At 71.9% G+C, this 17,196-nt stretch carries 14 protein-coding genes; 9 read left to right on the top strand and 5 right to left on the bottom strand.

Annotated elements, in window-relative coordinates:
- Window positions 1–5: 5 nt before the first annotated feature.
- Entirely contained in the window at window positions 6–1,241 is a 1,236-nt protein-coding gene (locus tag OG230_RS01810; RefSeq protein ID WP_328908352.1) for a GDSL-type esterase/lipase family protein, read from the bottom strand.
- 126 nt (window positions 1,242–1,367) lie between these two features.
- Complete coding sequence (locus OG230_RS01805) at window positions 1,368–3,779, bottom strand: penicillin acylase family protein (protein ID WP_328908351.1); 2,412 nt, start codon at window positions 3,777–3,779, stop codon at window positions 1,368–1,370.
- A 153-nt stretch (window positions 3,780–3,932) separates the two neighbouring features.
- Between OG230_RS01805 and OG230_RS01800 the strand changes: the two genes are divergently transcribed.
- Window positions 3,933–5,444, top strand: coding sequence for an acyl-CoA synthetase (locus tag OG230_RS01800; protein ID WP_328908350.1), 1,512 nt, complete (start codon window positions 3,933–3,935; stop codon window positions 5,442–5,444).
- A 58-nt stretch (window positions 5,445–5,502) separates the two neighbouring features.
- Here the strand turns inward: OG230_RS01800 and OG230_RS01795 are convergent, their stop codons facing one another.
- Together OG230_RS01795 and paaK are read right to left on the bottom strand one after the other, a co-directional pair.
- Window positions 5,503–6,381, bottom strand: a complete 879-nt coding sequence (locus OG230_RS01795) for a S1 family peptidase (protein ID WP_328908349.1) — start codon at window positions 6,379–6,381, stop codon at window positions 5,503–5,505.
- A 147-nt stretch (window positions 6,382–6,528) separates the two neighbouring features.
- On the bottom strand, window positions 6,529–7,821 hold the full coding sequence (gene paaK / locus OG230_RS01790) for a phenylacetate--CoA ligase PaaK (protein ID WP_328911269.1): 1,293 nt from the start codon (window positions 7,819–7,821) through the stop codon (window positions 6,529–6,531).
- Between the two features lie 313 nt (window positions 7,822–8,134).
- On the opposite strand from paaK, the gene OG230_RS01785 reads away from it, so the two are divergent.
- Window positions 8,135–9,670 (top strand): alpha/beta fold hydrolase, encoded by a 1,536-nt coding sequence (locus OG230_RS01785; protein WP_328908348.1) that lies wholly within the window; start codon window positions 8,135–8,137, stop codon window positions 9,668–9,670.
- Between the two features lie 23 nt (window positions 9,671–9,693).
- On the opposite strand, the gene OG230_RS01780 is transcribed toward OG230_RS01785, so the two are convergent.
- Complete coding sequence (locus OG230_RS01780) at window positions 9,694–11,310, bottom strand: acyl-CoA synthetase (protein WP_328908347.1); 1,617 nt, start codon at window positions 11,308–11,310, stop codon at window positions 9,694–9,696.
- A gap of 168 nt (window positions 11,311–11,478) precedes the next feature.
- Here OG230_RS01780 and OG230_RS01775 point away from each other — a divergent pair, with 168 nt between their 5' ends.
- From OG230_RS01775 to OG230_RS01745, 7 genes are all read left to right on the top strand, one after another.
- A complete protein-coding gene (locus OG230_RS01775; protein ID WP_328908346.1) occupies window positions 11,479–12,279 on the top strand; it encodes a crotonase/enoyl-CoA hydratase family protein in 801 nt (266 codons plus the stop codon).
- Window positions 12,280–12,294: 15 nt separating this feature from the next.
- A complete protein-coding gene (locus tag OG230_RS01770; protein WP_328908345.1) occupies window positions 12,295–13,242 on the top strand; it encodes a Zn-ribbon domain-containing OB-fold protein in 948 nt (315 codons plus the stop codon).
- Window positions 13,243–14,295, top strand: coding sequence for a thiolase domain-containing protein (locus OG230_RS01765; RefSeq protein ID WP_328908344.1), 1,053 nt, complete (start codon window positions 13,243–13,245; stop codon window positions 14,293–14,295).
- Window positions 14,288–15,454, top strand: a complete 1,167-nt coding sequence (locus OG230_RS01760; RefSeq protein WP_328908343.1) for a thiolase domain-containing protein — start codon at window positions 14,288–14,290, stop codon at window positions 15,452–15,454. Before OG230_RS01765 ends, OG230_RS01760 begins: the two co-directional genes overlap by 8 nt.
- A gap of 58 nt (window positions 15,455–15,512) precedes the next feature.
- Entirely contained in the window at window positions 15,513–16,130 is a 618-nt protein-coding gene (locus OG230_RS01755; RefSeq protein WP_328908342.1) for a CGNR zinc finger domain-containing protein, read from the top strand.
- 10 nt (window positions 16,131–16,140) lie between these two features.
- Window positions 16,141–16,542, top strand: a complete 402-nt coding sequence (locus OG230_RS01750; protein WP_328908341.1) for an ACT domain-containing protein — start codon at window positions 16,141–16,143, stop codon at window positions 16,540–16,542.
- 112 nt (window positions 16,543–16,654) lie between these two features.
- The gene (locus OG230_RS01745) at window positions 16,655–17,155 is read left to right on the top strand and encodes a hypothetical protein (protein ID WP_173310419.1); all 501 of its coding nucleotides are present in this window, start codon (window positions 16,655–16,657) and stop codon (window positions 17,153–17,155) included.
- Window positions 17,156–17,196: the final 41 nt, after the last annotated feature.

The following is a 17,196-nucleotide window of genomic DNA, read 5'->3' as shown; positions in this document are numbered from 1 at the left end:
CCTCGTCAGTCCGCCTGCGGATGCCCGCCCGGTCCGCCCAGCGGGCCGCCGTCGCCGAAGGCCAGCGCCGCGAAGCGTTCGCCGATGCGGCGGTGGCTTGCGGCGTCCGGGTGGAGCTGGTCGGGCAGCGGCAGCTCCGCGAAGTCCGCCTCCCCGTAGAGCTCGCGGCCGTCGAGGTAGTACAGGTTCGGGTCGTCGGCCGCCCGCTGCTTCAGGATGCGGGAGAGTTCGTCCCGGATGACGTTGAGCGTCAGCTTTCCGGCGGCCGTTTCCGCTGGGTCGCCCGCGGCGACGAACCGGAGCCTGCCCTCGCCGATGTCGCTGAAGTCCGGAGCGCAGGGGCCCGGAGTGTCCTCGTGGATGGGACACAGGATGGGCGAGACGACCAGCAGCGGCGCGGTGGGATGCCCCTCGCGGATCGTGTCGAGGAAGCCGTGGACCGCCGGAGTGAAGGCGCGCAGGCGCATCAGGTCCCTGTTGACCAGGTTGATGCCGATCTTGACGCTGAGCAGGTCGGCGGGGGTGTCCCGCAGGGCGCGGGCGGTGAACGGGTCGAGCAGGGCGTTGCCGCTCAGACCGAGGTTGATCAGTTCCACGTCGCCGAGCGAGGCGGCCAGCGCCGGCCAGGTCGTGGTGGGGCTCGCCGCGTCGGAACCGTGGCTGATCGAACTGCCGTGGTGGAGCCACACCGTGCGGCCCTCCAGCGGAACGGCCTCCACGGGGGCGTCGGTGCGCAGCTCGATCAGCTCGGTGATCTCGTTCCAGGGCAGCCAGATCTCGACGACCTTCGACCGCCCGGGCAGACCGTCGAAACGGATGGTGCCGACCGGTCCGGCCTGGGCCTCCATGGCACCGGTGGCCATGTCCACCAGCAGGACGTTGCCGCCGGTCGCGTCGGTCCGCCCGGCCGGGCGGCCGTCGACGAGCAGGTCGTACACCCCGTCCGGGCGGGGCGGCGCGCCCCGGTAGGCCATCTTCGTACGGAGCGTGTCCAGTTCGACGACGGTGGCGCGGGTGCGGAACACCACCCGGACACCGGAGGGCTGGGACTCCGCCATGGCCACCTGGCCGTCGGGGAACTGTGCGCGGGCCCAGGCCGGCAACCGGTGCGGCAGGACACCGCGCTCGGTGTGTTCCAGATCGATCGCGCCGCGCAGGAGACCGGCGGTGACGGGCGTGGTGACGTACTCCCTCGCCCCGGGCGAGGTGGATCCGGGGGCGGGGTCGTGCTGAGAGCTCATGACGTCAGGCTGGACGAGCGGACAGCCGGTCCGCAAGTGAATTCGCCCGCGCGCGGCGAGCGGCGCGGGACCCGGGGGCCTGCCCGTCGGTCCGGAACCGGACAGGCCCCCACCAACGGCGAACGGCTACCGGCCCTCGCGCACCCGCAGCACCCGCAGTTCCGGTGAGCGGGCGATGTCCTTCTCGCAGAAGCGCGACGTCACCCAGCGCTCACCGGAGAACAGCTCCGTCTGGTCGCTGTAGTGCGGCGACCGGGCGTTCGAGGACTGGGAGTACGTGAGCAGGGTGCGCGCCACCGGGCACGCGCTGCCGTCCCAGCCGACCGCCTGGATGTAGCTGGAGCCGGCCGACACCTCGGTGTAGCCACCGGCCGCCGCGTTCCACACGGGCTCGGTCTTGTTCCAGATGCCCAGCGACTCCGTACCGCCGCCGACCGGCACGCGCTTGCCGTTCCGTACGACGAACTGGTGCCCGCCGAGCGGCGCGTCCAGAGCGATTCCGGCGGCCCGCAGCTCCTTCACCGTGTCGGCGAGCGCCGCGGTGACGCCCGGAGCCGAGGTGTTGAGGGTGTGCGGTGTGCGGACCGGGTCACCGGGGGAGAAGGGCACCTTCCAGAGCTGGGCCGCGGGCACCGCCGCGGCCTTGCGCCAGAGGCGGTCGAACAGCAGCGCGCCCCGGCTGTCGGTGTTCACGCTCCGGTCCCAGTCCCGCAGGACGGGGCAGGCGGCCGAGACGTCGACGGGTGTCCCGTCGCTGCCCGTCGCCACCCCGCCCGGCAGCGCCGCACAGGCGTCCGCCAGGTCGGCGGCGACCAGATCACCGGCGGGCGCCCGGTTCGCGAACTGCTGGCGTTGGAGGTCCGCCACCGTCAGCCGCCCCTTCTCCGCCATGGCCGTCACGTCCTCGACCGCCCCACGCGTCCGCATGGACCGCGTCGTGCCGATCGTGCCGAAGACCCGCTCGTAGCCGGTCAGCGGCTGCGCGGCGTGCGTCAGCCACGCGCTGTCGTTGGAGTTCTCGACGTACGAGGTGTCCTTCAGCGTCGGCATGCGCCCCGGGCCGAAGATGCCGGCCTGCACGGCGTCCGGATCGGAGCCGAGCGCGCAGTCGCTCCTCGACCCGTCGAGCACCGCGAGTCCCGACGAGGGGTAGGTGGCCCTGCCCAGGGCGGTGGAGCAGCGCTGCGCCAGGTCGTCGGTGATCCGCGGAAGCACCTGCGACTGGGAGAAGAAGGAGTGCCCGGAGGAGTCCGCGGCCACCGTGTTGACCCAGGGCAGTCCCTGCGTACGGTGCAACGCGGCCTCGATGCCGGCGGTGCTGCGCGCCCTGCTGAAGCCGAGCGCCGTGTCCGACGCGCGCATGTTCGTCGCGTTCGGGTCGTTGAGCGCGTACGCGGTCGTCGTCGTCCACGGCAGCGGCAGCCCCGCGCCGAGCGAGGTGACGACCGGCCCGTACCGGGTCCACCACTGGGTGCGGGTCACCGGGGATCCGTCCTTCACCGGCACCGTGACCGTGCGCTTCGTCATCCGCTCGGATGTGCCGTCCACCAGATAGGCGGTCGGGTCCGTCGGATCGAGGGTCAGCTGATGCAGATTGAGGGTGACGCCCGTCGCGACGGTGTGGCTCCACGCGATGTGCGCGTTGTGCCCGATCGAGACGGTCGACGAACCCAGCAACGAGCCGCCCGCCACGTTCAGCTCGCCGGGGATCGTCTGCTGGGACTGCCAGAACCGGCGCCCGCCCTGCCACGGGTAGTGCGGATTGCCCAGCAGCAGCCCGCGTCCGTTCGCCGTCGTCGCGCCGTTGAAGGCCACGGCGTTGGAGCCCATGTCCGCGTTCTGCGTGGAGAGCAGACGCTCCGCGGCGTCCGCCGCCTCACCGGGCGTCACACCGGGCGGGGCGGGTGCGGCGGAGGGCGGCAGGGCCGCCGTTATCCCGTCGATGCCGCGCCCCTGGCCGCCGAGCACCGCCAGCGCGAACGCCCGTACGGCTACGTCGAGTTCGGTGACCGGTCGCACCCAGGAGGCCCCCCGGCAGGCCGGATCCGTGATCCGGTTCTGCTCGATCCACGCGTTGTACCCGGCCGCCCAGCCGCGCATCAGCTCCTTCGCGGCACGGCTCGGCCCCTGCGGAGCGGGCAGCTTCAGCAGCTTCTCCACGGTGCCGCTGTCCCGTACCCCGCGGAAGTACAGGTCGCTGGAGAGGTTCTTCGTCGCGGAGGACAGCGAGCCGTCGGGCGCCGCGTCCGTGCCGAACTGCGCCGAGCGCTCGCCGCGCACCGTGAGGAACCCGTCGGCCAGCGTGCACACCTGGTCGGCCGCCTGCGCCCAGCCGGTGCCGAAGCCCAGATTCGCGTAGTCCTTCGCCACGATGTGCGGGATGCCGTACTCGGTGTAGCGGATGACGGCGGACAGCCCGCCGCCCGACGGATGCCGGCTCTGCGAGGCGCCGGCCGCGGCCGGCGGCAGCGAGGCCGAGACGGTCAACAGGGCGAGACCGGAGACCGCGAGAAGTCTCAGACGATTACGGAGGGGCAAAGGGTCCTCCCAACTGTGCGGGTGAGAAAGGAGATTGCCCGGGTCCTCCGGGCAGCCACGCGCCACTCAGCCAGCACACCCATGTACCTGTCAACCGTCTGGTCGGTATCCCGGGTACTTGACCACCGGAGCAGGGCCGCCCAGGATCACGCCATGACAGGTGTACGCAGCAGCACAGTCGACGGCGTCGTGACCCGCAGTGCACGGCGCACCCCCGAACGCACCGCCGTGCGGTACGCGGACCGGAGCTGGACCTACGCGGAACTGGACGCCGCGATCAGTACCGCCGCCGCCGTCCTGACCGGCGAGCACGGACTGCGCCCCGGCGACCGGGTCGCCGCGTACGCGCACAACTCCGACGCCTATCTGATCGGCTACCTCGCCTGCGCACGGGCCGGACTCGTCCACGTCCCCGTCAACCAGAACCTCACCGGCGACGATCTGACGTACATCCTCGACCAGTCCGGCAGTTCCCTGGTCCTGACCGACCCCGGGCTCGCCGGGCGGCTCCCCGCCACCCGCCCCGTACGCGCGCTGCGCGACGCACCGGACTCGCTCCTGGACCTGCTGGGGACGCCCCGCCCCTTCACGCCGGAGCGCGAGCCGGGCGCCGACGACCTGGTCCAGCTGCTGTACACCTCCGGCACCACCGCCCTGCCCAAGGGCGCGATGATGACGCACGGCGCGCTGGTCCACGAGTACGTCAGCGCCGTCACCGCCCTCGGACTCGCCGCCACCGACCGGCCGGTGCACTCGTTGCCGCTCTACCACTCGGCCCAGATGCATGTGTTCCTGCTGCCGTATCTCGCGGTCGGCGCCGAGAACACCATCCTCGACGGCCCGGACGCGGGCCGGATCTTCGATCTGGTCGAGGCCGGCCGCGCGGACAGCCTCTTCGCCCCGCCGACCGTCTGGATCGGCCTCGCCAACCATCCGGACTTCGCCACCCGCGACCTCCGCGCGCTCCGCAAGGCGTACTACGGGGCGTCGATCATGCCGGTGCCCGTCCTGGAACGTCTCAGGGAACGGCTGCCGGACCTCGCCTTCTACAACTGCTTCGGTCAGAGCGAGATCGGCCCGCTCGCCACCGTCCTCGGCCCCGACGAGCACGAGGGCCGCATGGACTCCTGCGGAAGGCCGGTGCTCTTCGTCGAGGCACGCGTGGTCGACGAGGACGGCAAGGAGGTCCCCGACGGGACGGCGGGCGAGGTCGTCTACCGCTCCCCGCAGCTGTGCCAGGGCTACTGGGACAAGCCGGAGGAGACCGCGGAGGCGTTCCGTGACGGCTGGTTCCACTCCGGCGACCTCGCCGTGCGCGACGCGGAGGGCTTCTACACCGTCGTCGACCGGGTGAAGGACGTCATCAACTCCGGTGGTGTGCTGGTCGCGTCCCGCCAGGTCGAGGACGCGCTCTACACCCATCCCGCGGTCGCCGAGACCGCGGTCGTCGGACTGCCCGACGAGCGCTGGATCGAGGCCGTCACCGCCGTCGTCGTCCTGCGCTGCGCGGCGACCGAGGGTGAACTGATCGAGCACGCCCGCGAGAAGCTCGCCCACTTCAAGGCCCCGAAGAGGGTCCTGTTCGTGGACGAACTCCCGCGCAACGCCAGCGGGAAGATCCTCAAGCGTGAGCTGCGGGACCGGTTCGCCGGAGGCGTGTCCTGACGTTCGGGCCGGTCGCCGGGCCGGCCGGGGATGCGCACCCCGGCCGGCCCGGCCCGCGTCAGTACAAGGAGACCTTGTACTTGGCGAGCGCTTCGGGCACGGGCTGGTAGAACGTCGTACCGCCGACGGAGCAGTTGCCGCTGCCGCCGGAGGTGATACCGAGGGCCTTGGTGCCGTCGTACAGCGCGCCACCGGAGTCCCCCGGCTCGGCGCAGACGTTGGTCTGGATCATTCCGCGGACGGTGCCGCCGCCGCTGTAGTGGACGGTGGCGTCGAGCGCGGTGACGGATCCGCTCCTGGTGCCTGTGGTGGAGCCGCTGCGCTTGACCGCCTCGCCCACGTAGGCGTTGGCCGCGGTGTAGCCGCCGGGGTGGCTGAGCGAGGCGTTGTCGTAGCGGACCAGCGCGTAGTCGTTGCCGGGGAAGCTGGAGCCGGTGGTGGCGCCGATCAGGGTGCTCTGGGCGGAGTTGGTGTACCACGTGTTGGCCACGTTGCCGCAGTGGCCGGCGGTGAGGAAGTAGTACGTACCGCCGCTGACGACGTTGAAGCCGAGCGAACAGCGGTAGCCGCTGCCGTAGATGGCGTCGCCCGGGCCCAGGAGCTGGGTGAACTTCCCGGCGGTGCGCTCGATCCGCAGCGCGCCCGCGTCGGCGCCCGCCGCCTTCTTGATCTTCGCGATGCCGGCCTCGGACACGGTGCTGTCGGCCGTCACGACGACCTTGCCCGTGGCCTTGTCCACGTGCCACGCGGTGCCACCGACGTCGGCGTTGAGTACGGCCTGGTCGACCTGGGCGAGGGTGGCGCTGGTGGTCCGCGGGGCAGCCGCCTCCGCGGTCGGCAGCGTCAGTGCGGTGGCCGCGAGCAGACCGGTGGCGACGGCGGCCAGGCCGGTTCGTCTCGCGATGCCGGTGCGGGCACTGGAGTGCAGGATCCTCACGTGATCTCCTTCTGGGAGCATCTGGGCCCGATGGGTGGTGGGCCCTGGTGTGTTCCTGACAAGAGCTGCGAGTGAGTATGGATACGCGGCCGTGCGTGCACAAGACGGCGGGCGAGGTGGAAGTGACGAACGGTTGCCCGCGGTCGCTCACCGCATGGCGTCCCTGAGGTCCACGATCCGCTTCAGCTTGCCCACGGACCGCTCCAGCGTCTCGGGGTCGACGATCTCCACCGCGACGGACACACCGACCCCGTCCTTCACGGCCGCCGCGATGGACGCGGCGGCGGCCGTGCGCTGCTCGGGTGTCGCTTCCGGCCGCGCCTCCGCGCGGACGGTCAGCGCGTCGAGCCGGCCCTCACGGGTCAGCCGCAGCTGGAAGTGCGGAGCCGCCGAGGGCGTGCGCAGCACGATCTCCTCGATCTGGGTCGGGAAGAGGTTCACTCCGCGCAGGATCACCATGTCGTCGCTGCGCCCGGTGACCTTCTCCATGCGCCGGAAGACCCGCGCGGTCCCCGGCAGCAGGCGGGTCAGATCCCGGGTCCGGTACCGGATCACGGGCATGGCCTCCTTGGTGAGCGAGGTGAAGACCAGCTCGCCCTCCTCGCCGTCCGGCAGGACCTCACCGGTGAACGGGTCCACGACCTCCGGATAGAAGTGGTCCTCCCAGATGTGCAGCCCGTCCTTGGTCTCCACGCACTCCTGCGCGACCCCGGGGCCCATCACCTCGGACAGCCCGTATATGTCGACCGCGTCGATCGCGAAGCGCTCCTCGATCTCGCGGCGCATCGCCTCGGTCCACGGCTCGGCGCCGAAGATGCCGACCTTCAGCGAGGTGGTGCGCGGATCGACGCCCTGGCGCTCGAACTCGTCGAGGAGCGTCAGCATGTAGGAGGGCGTGATCATGATGATCTCGGGCCGGAAGTCCTGGATCAGCTGTACCTGGCGGGCGGTCATCCCGCCGGACGCGGGGATCACCGTGCAGCCGAGCCGCTCCGCCCCGTAGTGCGCGCCGAGGCCGCCGGTGAACAGCCCGTATCCGTACGCCACATGGACCTTGTGGCCCGGCCGGCCCCCGGCGGCCCGGATCGAACGGGCGACGACGTCCGCCCAGGTGTCCAGATCCCGGTCGGTGTACCCGACGACCGTGGGCCGCCCGGTGGTCCCGCTGGAGGCGTGGATGCGCCGCACCTGCTCCTCCGGCACGGCGAACATCCCGAAGGGATAGTTCTCGCGCAGATCGGCCTTGGCGGTGAAGGGGAAGCGGGCGAGGTCGGCGAGCGTCCGGCAGTCCTCGGGCCGGATCCCGGCCTTGTCGAAGGCGGCCCGGTAGAAGGCGACGTTGTCGTACGCATGCCGCAGCGTGGCGCGGAGCCGCTCCAGCTGCAACGCCTCCAGCTCGTCGCGGCCGAGTCGTTCCGAGGCGTCCAGCAGTGCCGACATGCTCATATTCCTCTCCCGAACGGACGACCGATCATTCGGTCGATCCCCTGGGAGCAGTAATTCAGGCCACCCCGGTGGATGGCAAGGGGGGTGACGCGGTCGAGCTGTGCCGGGGCGCCGGAAACCGGGCTCCGTGAGGCCGGGCCGGGGGAGCGGGGCACGGGAGCGGCGCCGCCGCTGCGGGGCGGCCACCGCCCCGCCTGATTCGCTACGGGCAGACGTGCCTGGACAGCGCGTCCGGAACCGCGCATTTCGCCCGGCCCGGCGCCCCGGCCGGCTGCGCGCGCGTGGCCTGCCTGTTTGGATGGCACGCATGCCGATCTTCCGTGCGTACGACGGGACCGAACTCGCCTACCACCTCGTGGGGGAGGGCGGCCCGGAGGCGTGCCCGCTCGTCTGCCTGCCCGGTGGACCCATGCGGGCCAGCGCCTGCCTCGGGGACCTCGGCGGACTGGCGGCCACCCGGCGGCTCGTCCTGCTCGATCTGCGTGGCACCGGTGACTCCCCGGCCCCGGCCGACCCGGAGACGTACCGCTGCGACCGCCTCGTCGACGACGTCGAGGCCCTGCGGGAACACCTCGGCCACGAGCGGATCGATCTGCTCGGGCACTGCGCCTCGGGAGACCTGGCGGTGCTCTACGCGGCCCGGTACCCGCACCGCCTGCGCACCCTCACGCTCGTCACACCCGGAACCCGAGCCGTCGGCGTCGAGGTGACCGAGCAGGACCGGCGCGAGGCGGCCGAGCTGCGCGGTCACGAGCCCTGGTACGCGGCGGCACGGGCGGCGCTCGACGAGACCGCGGCCGGACGCGCGGTGGACGACGTGCGCTCCGCCGTCGAACCGTTCGCGTACGGACGGTGGGACGAGGCGGCCCGGGCCCACGCGGCTTCGGCCGCCGGGCAGACCGGCCACGAGGCGCAGCGGCACTTCTACGGCGCGGGCGCCCTCGATCCGGCGCGCACGGTCGCCGCGTTGCGGGACCTGACCGTTCCGGTGCTCGTTCTCGCGGGGGAGTACGACGGGGGGCCGAGCCCCGACCGGGCCACGGAACTCGCCGCCCTCTTTCCGCGCGGCGAGTTCGTCGTGCAGCGGGGTGCCGGGCACTACCCCTGGGTCGACGACCCGGGCGCCTTCGTCCGCACCGTCACCGCCTTCCTCGACCCGGACGTGCACAGCGTGCAGGCCGGGGGCATCCGGCTCGCCTACCGCGTCCTGGGCGAACCGGCCGCCCCGCCCGTCGTGCTCGTCCACGGCCGGGGCGGAAGCAGCCGCGACTGGACGCTCGTCGCCGAGCGGCTCGCCGAGGAGCACCGGGTGTACGCCCTGGACTTCCGCGGACACGGCCTCAGCGACTGGCCGGGCCGGTACTCCTTCGAGCTCTTCCGCGACGACCTCCACGCGTTCCTGGAGGCCCGCAATCTCTCCGGCGCCACCGTCGTCGGACACTCGATGGGCGGCGTCGCGGCCTGTCTGCTCGCCGAGCGGGAGCCGGGACTGATCGGCAGACTCGTCCTGGAGGACGCCCCGCTGCTCCTCCCGCTGGACCCGCCCCGGCCCCCCGCCGAACGGCCCGACGGGCAGCTCGACTTCGACTGGCCGGTCGTGCCGTCCATCGACGCCCAGCTCAACGACCCCGATCCCGCCGGACGTGAACGTCTCGCCGAGATCACCGCGCCGACGCTCGTCATCGGCGGCGGTGCGCGCAGTCATGTCGACCAGGAACAGCTCGCCTGGATGGCGGAGCGGATACCCGGCAGCACCTTCGTGACCATCGATGTGGGACACCTCGTGCACGAGGCGGGACCGGAGGAGTTCGTCGCGGCGCTGAGATCCTTCGGCACGGTGTGAAACGGCGTCCCGCGCCCGGCCCGTCAGGCCTGAGCCGCGACCGCCTTGGCCCACCGGTAGTCCGCCTTGCCGCTCGGTGACCGCCGGATGCGGTCGGCGAGCACGACACTGCGCGGAATCTTGTATCCGGCCAGCCGGGTGCGGCAGTGCGTCTGTACGGCTTCCAGGTCCAACGGACCCGCTCCGTCGCGCAGTTGCAGAACCGCCGCGACGCGATTGCCCCACCGGGCGTCCGGGACTCCGGCGACCAGCGCGTCGTACACGTCCGGATGGGCCTTGAGCGCCTGCTCGACCTCCTCCGGATAGACCTTCTCGCCACCGGTGTTGATGCACTGCGAACCGCGCCCGAGGACGGTGACGATGCCGTCGTCGTCGACGGTCGCCATGTCACCGAGCAGTACCCACCGTTCCTCCCCCTTCCGGAAGAAGGTCTCGGCGGTCTTGGCGGGATCGTTGTAGTAGCCGAGCGGCACATGGCCGCGCTGGGCGATCCGCCCCGGCTCACCGGGTGCCACCGGCTCGTACGTCGCCGGATCGACCACGGCGGTACGGGAGTTGACCTGGACCCGGAAGCCCTTCTCCGGTCCCGAGTCGGCCGTCGCGGTGCCGTTGAAACCGGACTCCGAGGAGCCGAAGTTGTTGAGCAGCATCACCGTCGGCACAAGGGCCTGGAACTCCGCGCGGACCGAGTCCGACATGATCGCGCCCGAACTGGAGACGGAGAACATCGACGAGCAGTCGACACCCTTCAGGGGCCCCTTGAGCGCGTCGATCAGCGGGCGCAGCATCGCGTCGCCGACCAGGGACACGCTCGTGACCTTCTCCTTCTCGATCGTCCGCAGCACCTCTTCCGGGACGAACCTGCGGTGCACGACGACGCGCTGGCCGAAGTTGAAACCGATGAACGCGGTGAGCGTGGACGTGCCGTGCATCAACGGGGGCGTGGGGAAGAAGGTGATGCCCTCGCCGCCCGCGGCCACCCGCTCGGCCAGCTCCTGGGGGGTCTTCACCGGCTCGCCCGTGGGAGCGCCACCACCCAGCCCGGAGAAGAACAGATCCTCCTGGCGCCACATCACGCCCTTCGGCATGCCGGTGGTCCCGCCGGTGTAGATGATGAACTGGTCGTCGGCCGAGCGCGGTGCGAACCCGCGGTCCGGCGAGCCGGCCGCCTCCGCCTCGGTGAACGGCACGGCGTCGACGGTGCCCGGAGCGTCCGCCGCAAAAGCGCCGACGCGCAGGAGGTGGCGCAGCTTCGTGGCCTGCGGGGCGGCGGCCGTCACCCGCTCGTCGAACTCGGCGTCGAAGACCAGCGCCGCCAGATCCGCGTCCCGGTAGAGGTAGACCAACTCCTCTTCCACGTATCGGTAGTTGACGTTCACTGGCACGATGCGGGCCTTGAGGCAGGCCAGCACGGTCTGGAGGTACTCGATGCCGTTGTAGAGATGCAGGCCCAGATGTTCGCCGGGGCGGATGCCCGCGTCGATCAGATGGTGGGCGATCCGATTGGCCGCCGCGTCCAACTGGGCGTAACTGAGGCGACGTTCGGCGCCGGTGCCGGGGTGGTCGACGTAGACGAGCGCCTCACGGTCCGGGACGGCGTCCACGACCGACTCGAACAGGTCGGCAAGGTTGTACTCCACCGTTCCTCCTGACCCCGGGGTGACTGACGACTCGGCGGTCATTAGAGCGCCGACCGGCGCAAGTGGGAAGAGGGGGCGTAGAAGTAATCTGACTGACTGTCAGAAAACTATTGAACTGCGGCCCCTCCTACTGCAACCTGTTCTAGGTCTTGAGACGGGAGGCAGGCAATGGGCGGTACGGAACACCTGACCGTGCGGCGCGAGGGCGCCACGCTGGTACTCACCCTGAACAGGCCGGAGGCGAAGAACGCACTCTCGCTGCCGATGCTGGTGGGGCTGTACGACGGCTGGCTCGCGGCGGACGAGGACGACACGATCCGCTCCGTCGTCCTCACCGGTGCGGGCGGCTCCTTCTGCGCCGGCATGGACCTCAAGGCCCTCGCGGGCAAGGGAATGGAGGGCGAGCAGTACCGGGACCGGATGAAGGCCGACCCCGATCTGCACTGGAAGGCGATGCTGCGCCACCACCGCCCGCGCAAACCCGTCATCGCCGCCGTCGAGGGCCACTGTGTCGCGGGCGGCACCGAGATCCTCCAGGGAACCGACATCCGCATCGCCGGAGCGGGCGCCACCTTCGGCCTCTTCGAGGTCCGGCGCGGGCTCTTCCCCATCGGCGGCTCCACTGTGCGCCTGCCCCGCCAGATCGCGCGCACCCACGCGCTCGAAATGCTCCTCACCGGCCGCCCGTACAGCGCGGCGGAAGCCGCCGGCATCGGCCTGATCGGCCGGGTCGTGCCGGACGGCACCGCCCTGGAGCAGGCACTCCTCGTCGCCGAGCAGATCAACGCCTGCGGACCCCTCGCGGTCGAGGCGGTCAAGGCGTCGGTGTACGAGACCGCGGAGATGACCGAGAGCGAGGGCCTGGCCGCCGAACTCAAGCGGGGCTGGCCGGTCTTCGCCACCGACGACGCCAAGGAAGGCGCCCGCGCCTTCGCCGAGAAGCGCCCGCCCGTCTACCGGCGCTCCTGAGCCAAGGAGACAACCGTGCCCGAAGTCCTCAGCGCACCGCTGGTGGTCGAATTCCCCTTCACCCGATCCCTGGGCCCCGTCCAGAGCGCCTTCCTCACCGGACTGCGCGAACGCACCGTCCTCGGTGTGCGCACCGGCCGGGGAAAGGTCCTCGTCCCACCCGTCGAGTACGACCCCGTCACCGCCGAGGAGATCGGCGAGCTCGTCGAGGTCGCGGCCACCGGCACGGTCACCACCTGGGCCTGGAACCCCGAACCGCGCCGCGACCAGCCGCTCGGCACCCCCTTCGCCTGGGTGCTCGTCCGGCTCGACGGCGCCGATACGGCGCTGCTCCACGTCCTCGACGCGCCCGGCCCCGAAGCGGTCCGTACCGGCATGCGCGTCCGCATCCGCTGGGCACCGGAACGCACCGGCGCGATCACGGACATCGCCTGCTTCGAGCCGTACGACGGCGTGAGCGGAACCGGGCGGCCCACTCCGCACAGCGGCGAGTTCGCCGACCCCGTCACCGGAATCGTCGCACCGGCCCGTCTCGACTACACGTACTTCCCCGGCCGCGCGCAGAGCGCCTACCTGGAGGCGCTGGCCGGACAGCGCGTCGTCGGTGAACGCTGCCCCGCCTGCCGGAAGGTCTACGTCCCGCCCCGCGGCGCCTGCCCGACCTGCGGAGTCGCCACCGACGAACGGGTCGAGGTGGGGCCGCGCGGCACCGTCACCACGTTCTGCATCGTCAACATCAAGGCGAAGAACGCCGCCATCGACGTGCCCTACGTCTACGCCCACGTCGCCCTCGACGGCGCCGACCTCGCCCTGCACGCACGGATCGGGGGCATCCCCTACGACCAGGTGCGCATGGGGCTGCGCGTCGAACCCGTCTGGACCCCGGGCAGCCGCCACCCCGACCACTACCGGCCCACCGGCGAACCCGACGCCGACTACGACGCGTACAAGGAGCTGCTGTAGATGCGAGACGTGGCGATCGTCGCCTTCGCGCAGACCGACCACCGGCGGCGCACCGACGAACTCTCCGAGGTCGAGATGCTGATGCCCGTCCTGCATCAGGTCCTCGACGCGACCGGGCTGAAGGCGAGCAGCATCGGCTTCACCTGCTCCGGTTCCACCGACTACCTCGCCGGCCGCGCGTTCTCCTTCACGATGGCCCTCGACGGCGTCGGCGCCCACCCGCCGATCTCCGAGTCGCACGTCGAGATGGACGGTGCCTGGGCCCTCTACGAGGCATGGGTGAAGATCCGCACGGGCGCGGCGGACACCGCGCTCGTGTACGCCTACGGCAAGTCCTCGCCCGGGGAGGTCCGCGACGTCCTCACCCGCCAGCTCGACCCGTACTACGTCGCCCCGCTCTGGCCCGACTCCGTCGCGCTCGCCGCCCTCCAGGCACAGGCGCTCATCGACAAGGGAGTCACCGGCGAACCGGAGCTGGCCGGGATCGCCGCCCGCAGCCGCACCGCCGCGACGGCCAACCCGCACGCCCAGCTCACCGGCACGGTCCCGGCCGGCGACTACCTCGTACAACCCCTGCGTACCGGGGACTGCCCGCCCATCGGCGACGGCGCCGCCGCCGTGATCCTCGCCGCGGGGGACACCGCCCGTGCCCTGTGCTCCCGGCCCGCCTGGATCCGCGGGATCGACCACCGCATCGAGGCCCACTCCCTGGGCGTCCGCGACCTGACCGACTCACCGTCCGCACGGCTCGCGGCCGAACGCGCCGGAGCCTTCGAACGGCCCGTGGACACAGCGGAGTTGCACGCCCCCTTCACCTCCCAGGAAGTCGTGCTGCGCAGGGCGCTCGGACTGGGCGACGACGTCGTCGTGAATCCCTCCGGCGGCGCGCTCGCCGCCAACCCCGTCATGGCCACCGGCCTCATCCGGCTCGGCGAGGCCGCCGCACGCATCCACCGCGGCGAGTCCGACCGGGCCCTCGCCCACGCGACCTCGGGCCCCTGCCTGCAGCAGAACCTGGTCGCCGTACTGGAAGGGGAGAGCGCCCATGTCTGAGGAACCCGTAGCCGTCGTCGGCATCGGCCAGACCAAGCACGTCTCCGCCCGGCACGACGTCTCCATCGCCGGACTGGTCCGCGAGGCCGCCGTGCGCGCGCTGGAGGACGCGGGGCTGGGCTGGGCGGACATCGACGCCGTGGTCATCGGCAAGGCCCCCGACTTCTTCGAGGGCGTCATGATGCCGGAGCTCTACCTCGCCGACGCCCTCGGCGCCGTCGGCAAACCCATGCTCCGCGTCCACACCGCGGGATCGGTCGGCGGCTCGACGGCGCTCGTCGCGGCCAACCTCGTCGCCGCCCGTGTCCACCGCACCGTCCTCACCCTCGCCTTCGAGAAACAGTCCGAATCGAACGCCATGTGGGGCCTCTCGCTGCCCGTCCCCTTCCAGCAGCCGCTGCTGGCCGGCGCGGGCGGCTTCTTCGCACCGCACGTCCGCGCGTACATGCGCAGGACCGGGGCGCCCGACACGGTCGGCTCCCTCGTCGCGTACAAGGACCGGCGCAACGCGCTGCTCAACCCGTACGCGCACATCCGTGATCCGGACATCACCCTGGCGAAGGTCCAGGCCGCACCCATGCTCTGGGACCCGATCCGCTACTCCGAGACGTGCCCCTCGTCCGACGGCGCCTGCGCCATGATCCTCACCGACCGGACCGGCGCGGCCCGGTCGCCCCGGCCCCCCGCCTGGGTGCACGGCGGAGCGATGCGCAGCGAACCGACCCTGTTCGCCGGAAAGGACTTCGTCTCGCCGCAGGCCGGCCGCGACTGTGCGGCCGACGTCTACCGGCAGGCGGGCATCACCGACCCGCGCCGTGAGATCGACGCCGTCGAGATGTACGTCCCGTTCTCCTGGTACGAGCCGATGTGGCTGGAGAACCTCGGCTTCGCGGCCGAGGGCGAGGGCTGGAAACTCACCGAGTCCGGGGTCACCGAGCTCGACGGCGACCTGCCGGTCAACCCTTCCGGCGGGGTCCTCTCCACCAACCCGATCGGAGCCTCCGGCATGATCCGCTTCGCGGAGGCCGCCCTTCAGGTGCGCGGCCTGGCGGGCGAGCACCAGGTGGACGGGGCGCGGAAGGCACTCGGTCACGCGTACGGCGGAGGGGCGCAGTTCTTCGCGATGTGGCTCGTCGGCTCGCAGCCCCCGGAGAGCTGAGCGGCGCCCGCCCGGGCGGCAGCTTCTAACGGTTGGGGTCGACGCTATCGTTAGAGGCATGCCCGATACCCGTCCCGACACCCGGCTCGCCCTCGATCTCGCCCTCACCATCCGCCACGACGGACAGGGCGGCGTCGCCGACGACCTGGACACCACGGCGGGACTCGCCCGGTGGGTGCGGGAGCACCCCGATGCCCTGGGCGGGATCCCCGGTGACGACTGGCAGGCCGACGAGGCCGGCCTCGCGGCCGTCCGCTCCCTGCGCGCGGCCGTCCGCGCGCTCTTCGCGTACGCGGTGCGCCCCGGAGAACCGAGCCCTGCCGACGCCCGGCGGCTGCTGCCCGTCGCCGAGGCACTGGAACGGCTCAACGCCGCCGCCGCGGCCGTCCCCACCGTGACGGTCCTGGCGTGGCCGGAAGGCGGCGAACCGAGCGCCGCGGACCGTCCCGCCACCGCCGCGGGCACCGGGCCCGAGGCCCTGGTCGCCACGCTCGCCCGCGCGGCGATCGGCTTCCTCGCCGGGCCGGACCGGAGCGCCCTGCGCGCCTGCCACGCGCCGAGGTGCGTGCGCTACTTCCTCAAGGAGCACCCCCGACAGGAGTGGTGCAAACCGGCCTGCGGCAATCGCGCCCGGGTGGCCCGCCACCACGAGCGGCACCGCGTGCCGCAGACGTAGCCTGGCGCCCATGACTGGCGAGCGCGATCTGCGGACCCTGCTGAAGAGCATGCGACCCGAGCTCGACCCGGGGCGTTACGTGTTCACCACGGTGCCGGACGGCGTGGTGCCCGCAGGCACCTCGCCCGTGGTCACGGTGCGGGAGCGCGAGGGGCTGACCCTGGTCCTGCCGGAGGCGGAAGCCGACGCGGCGGGTCTGGCGCACGACTACGTGGCCGGCCGGATCACCCTCCGGGTCCACTCGGCGCTGGACGCCGTCGGCCTGACCGCTGCCGTGGCCCTCGCCCTGACGGACGCCGGTCTGAGCTGCAACGTGGTCGCCGGCTACCACCACGACCACGTGTTCGTCCCCCACGGGCGGGCGGCCGAGGCCCTGGGCGTGCTGGAGCGACTGGCCGCCGAGTCCGCCTGACCGGTGCGAGGTGCGGCCCGTCCCGCCCGCCGTCACCCGAAAGCGCCGGTCACGGCCGCCCGGCGCCCGGGCCCGGCTCCGCAACGTGAGCCGGGACACGTAACATGTCCGCATGTCCTTCCTCCGCCGCCGTAGCGCCGCCACACCCGCGGGCCCGGACTTCGACGTCCTGGCCATGGATCCGGGGGACTGGCCCGGTAACCTCGGCGCCGGTCTGCTTCCTGCCCCCGACGGCACCTGTCAGGGCGTGTTTCTGCGGTACGACCTGTTCGGCGGGCGCGGCCCGGCGATGATCATCGGCAATCTGCCCGAGGGCTCGCCCGCCCGCGAGACCGAAGAGGGCCAGGTCCCCTTCGAGGTCGCCCAGCTGCTGCTCGCGCTGGAGAACGACGAGCCGGTCGAGGTGACCGGTACCGAGGACTCCCCGGTCATGCAGGGCGACAACCTGCTGATCGTCAGGCGCGTCAAGCTCTCCGAGAGCCGTATCTCCTGCGTCCAGTTCGACCGCAGCGACGGCGTCCTGGTCACCATCGCCAGCTGGGACCGGCCGATCACCGACGATCTGTACGCACTGCTGAAGCCCCTCCCCGCGGAGCTCTTCCAGCAGGGCTGAAACGTCCCTGCCGGGGCCCCGTCCCTTTTCGCTTCCGTCCA

This window comes from Streptomyces sp. NBC_00234, assembly GCF_036195325.1.
Taxonomy (GTDB): Bacteria; Actinomycetota; Actinomycetes; order Streptomycetales; family Streptomycetaceae; genus Streptomyces.
Note: the sequence above shows the minus strand (reverse complement) of the source record. Positions and strands in the feature narration are given on the sequence as shown.

Bases quoted from the DNA above. Each gene is read 5' to 3' on its own strand.
- OG230_RS01810 (WP_328908352.1), bottom strand. From the start codon at position 1,241: ATGAGCTCTCAGCACGACCCCGCCCCCGGATCCACCTCGCCCGGGGCG.
- OG230_RS01800 (WP_328908350.1), top strand. From the start codon at position 3,933: ATGACAGGTGTACGCAGCAGCACAGTCGACGGCGTCGTGACCCGCAGT.
- paaK (WP_328911269.1), bottom strand. From the start codon at position 7,821: ATGTCGGCACTGCTGGACGCCTCGGAACGACTCGGCCGCGACGAGCTG.
- OG230_RS01785 (WP_328908348.1), top strand. From the start codon at position 8,135: ATGCCGATCTTCCGTGCGTACGACGGGACCGAACTCGCCTACCACCTC.
- OG230_RS01775 (WP_328908346.1), top strand. From the start codon at position 11,479: ATGGGCGGTACGGAACACCTGACCGTGCGGCGCGAGGGCGCCACGCTG.
- OG230_RS01765 (WP_328908344.1), top strand. From the start codon at position 13,243: ATGCGAGACGTGGCGATCGTCGCCTTCGCGCAGACCGACCACCGGCGG.
- OG230_RS01760 (WP_328908343.1), top strand. From the start codon at position 14,288: ATGTCTGAGGAACCCGTAGCCGTCGTCGGCATCGGCCAGACCAAGCAC.
- OG230_RS01755 (WP_328908342.1), top strand. From the start codon at position 15,513: ATGCCCGATACCCGTCCCGACACCCGGCTCGCCCTCGATCTCGCCCTC.
- OG230_RS01750 (WP_328908341.1), top strand. From the start codon at position 16,141: ATGACTGGCGAGCGCGATCTGCGGACCCTGCTGAAGAGCATGCGACCC.
- OG230_RS01745 (WP_173310419.1), top strand. From the start codon at position 16,655: ATGTCCTTCCTCCGCCGCCGTAGCGCCGCCACACCCGCGGGCCCGGAC.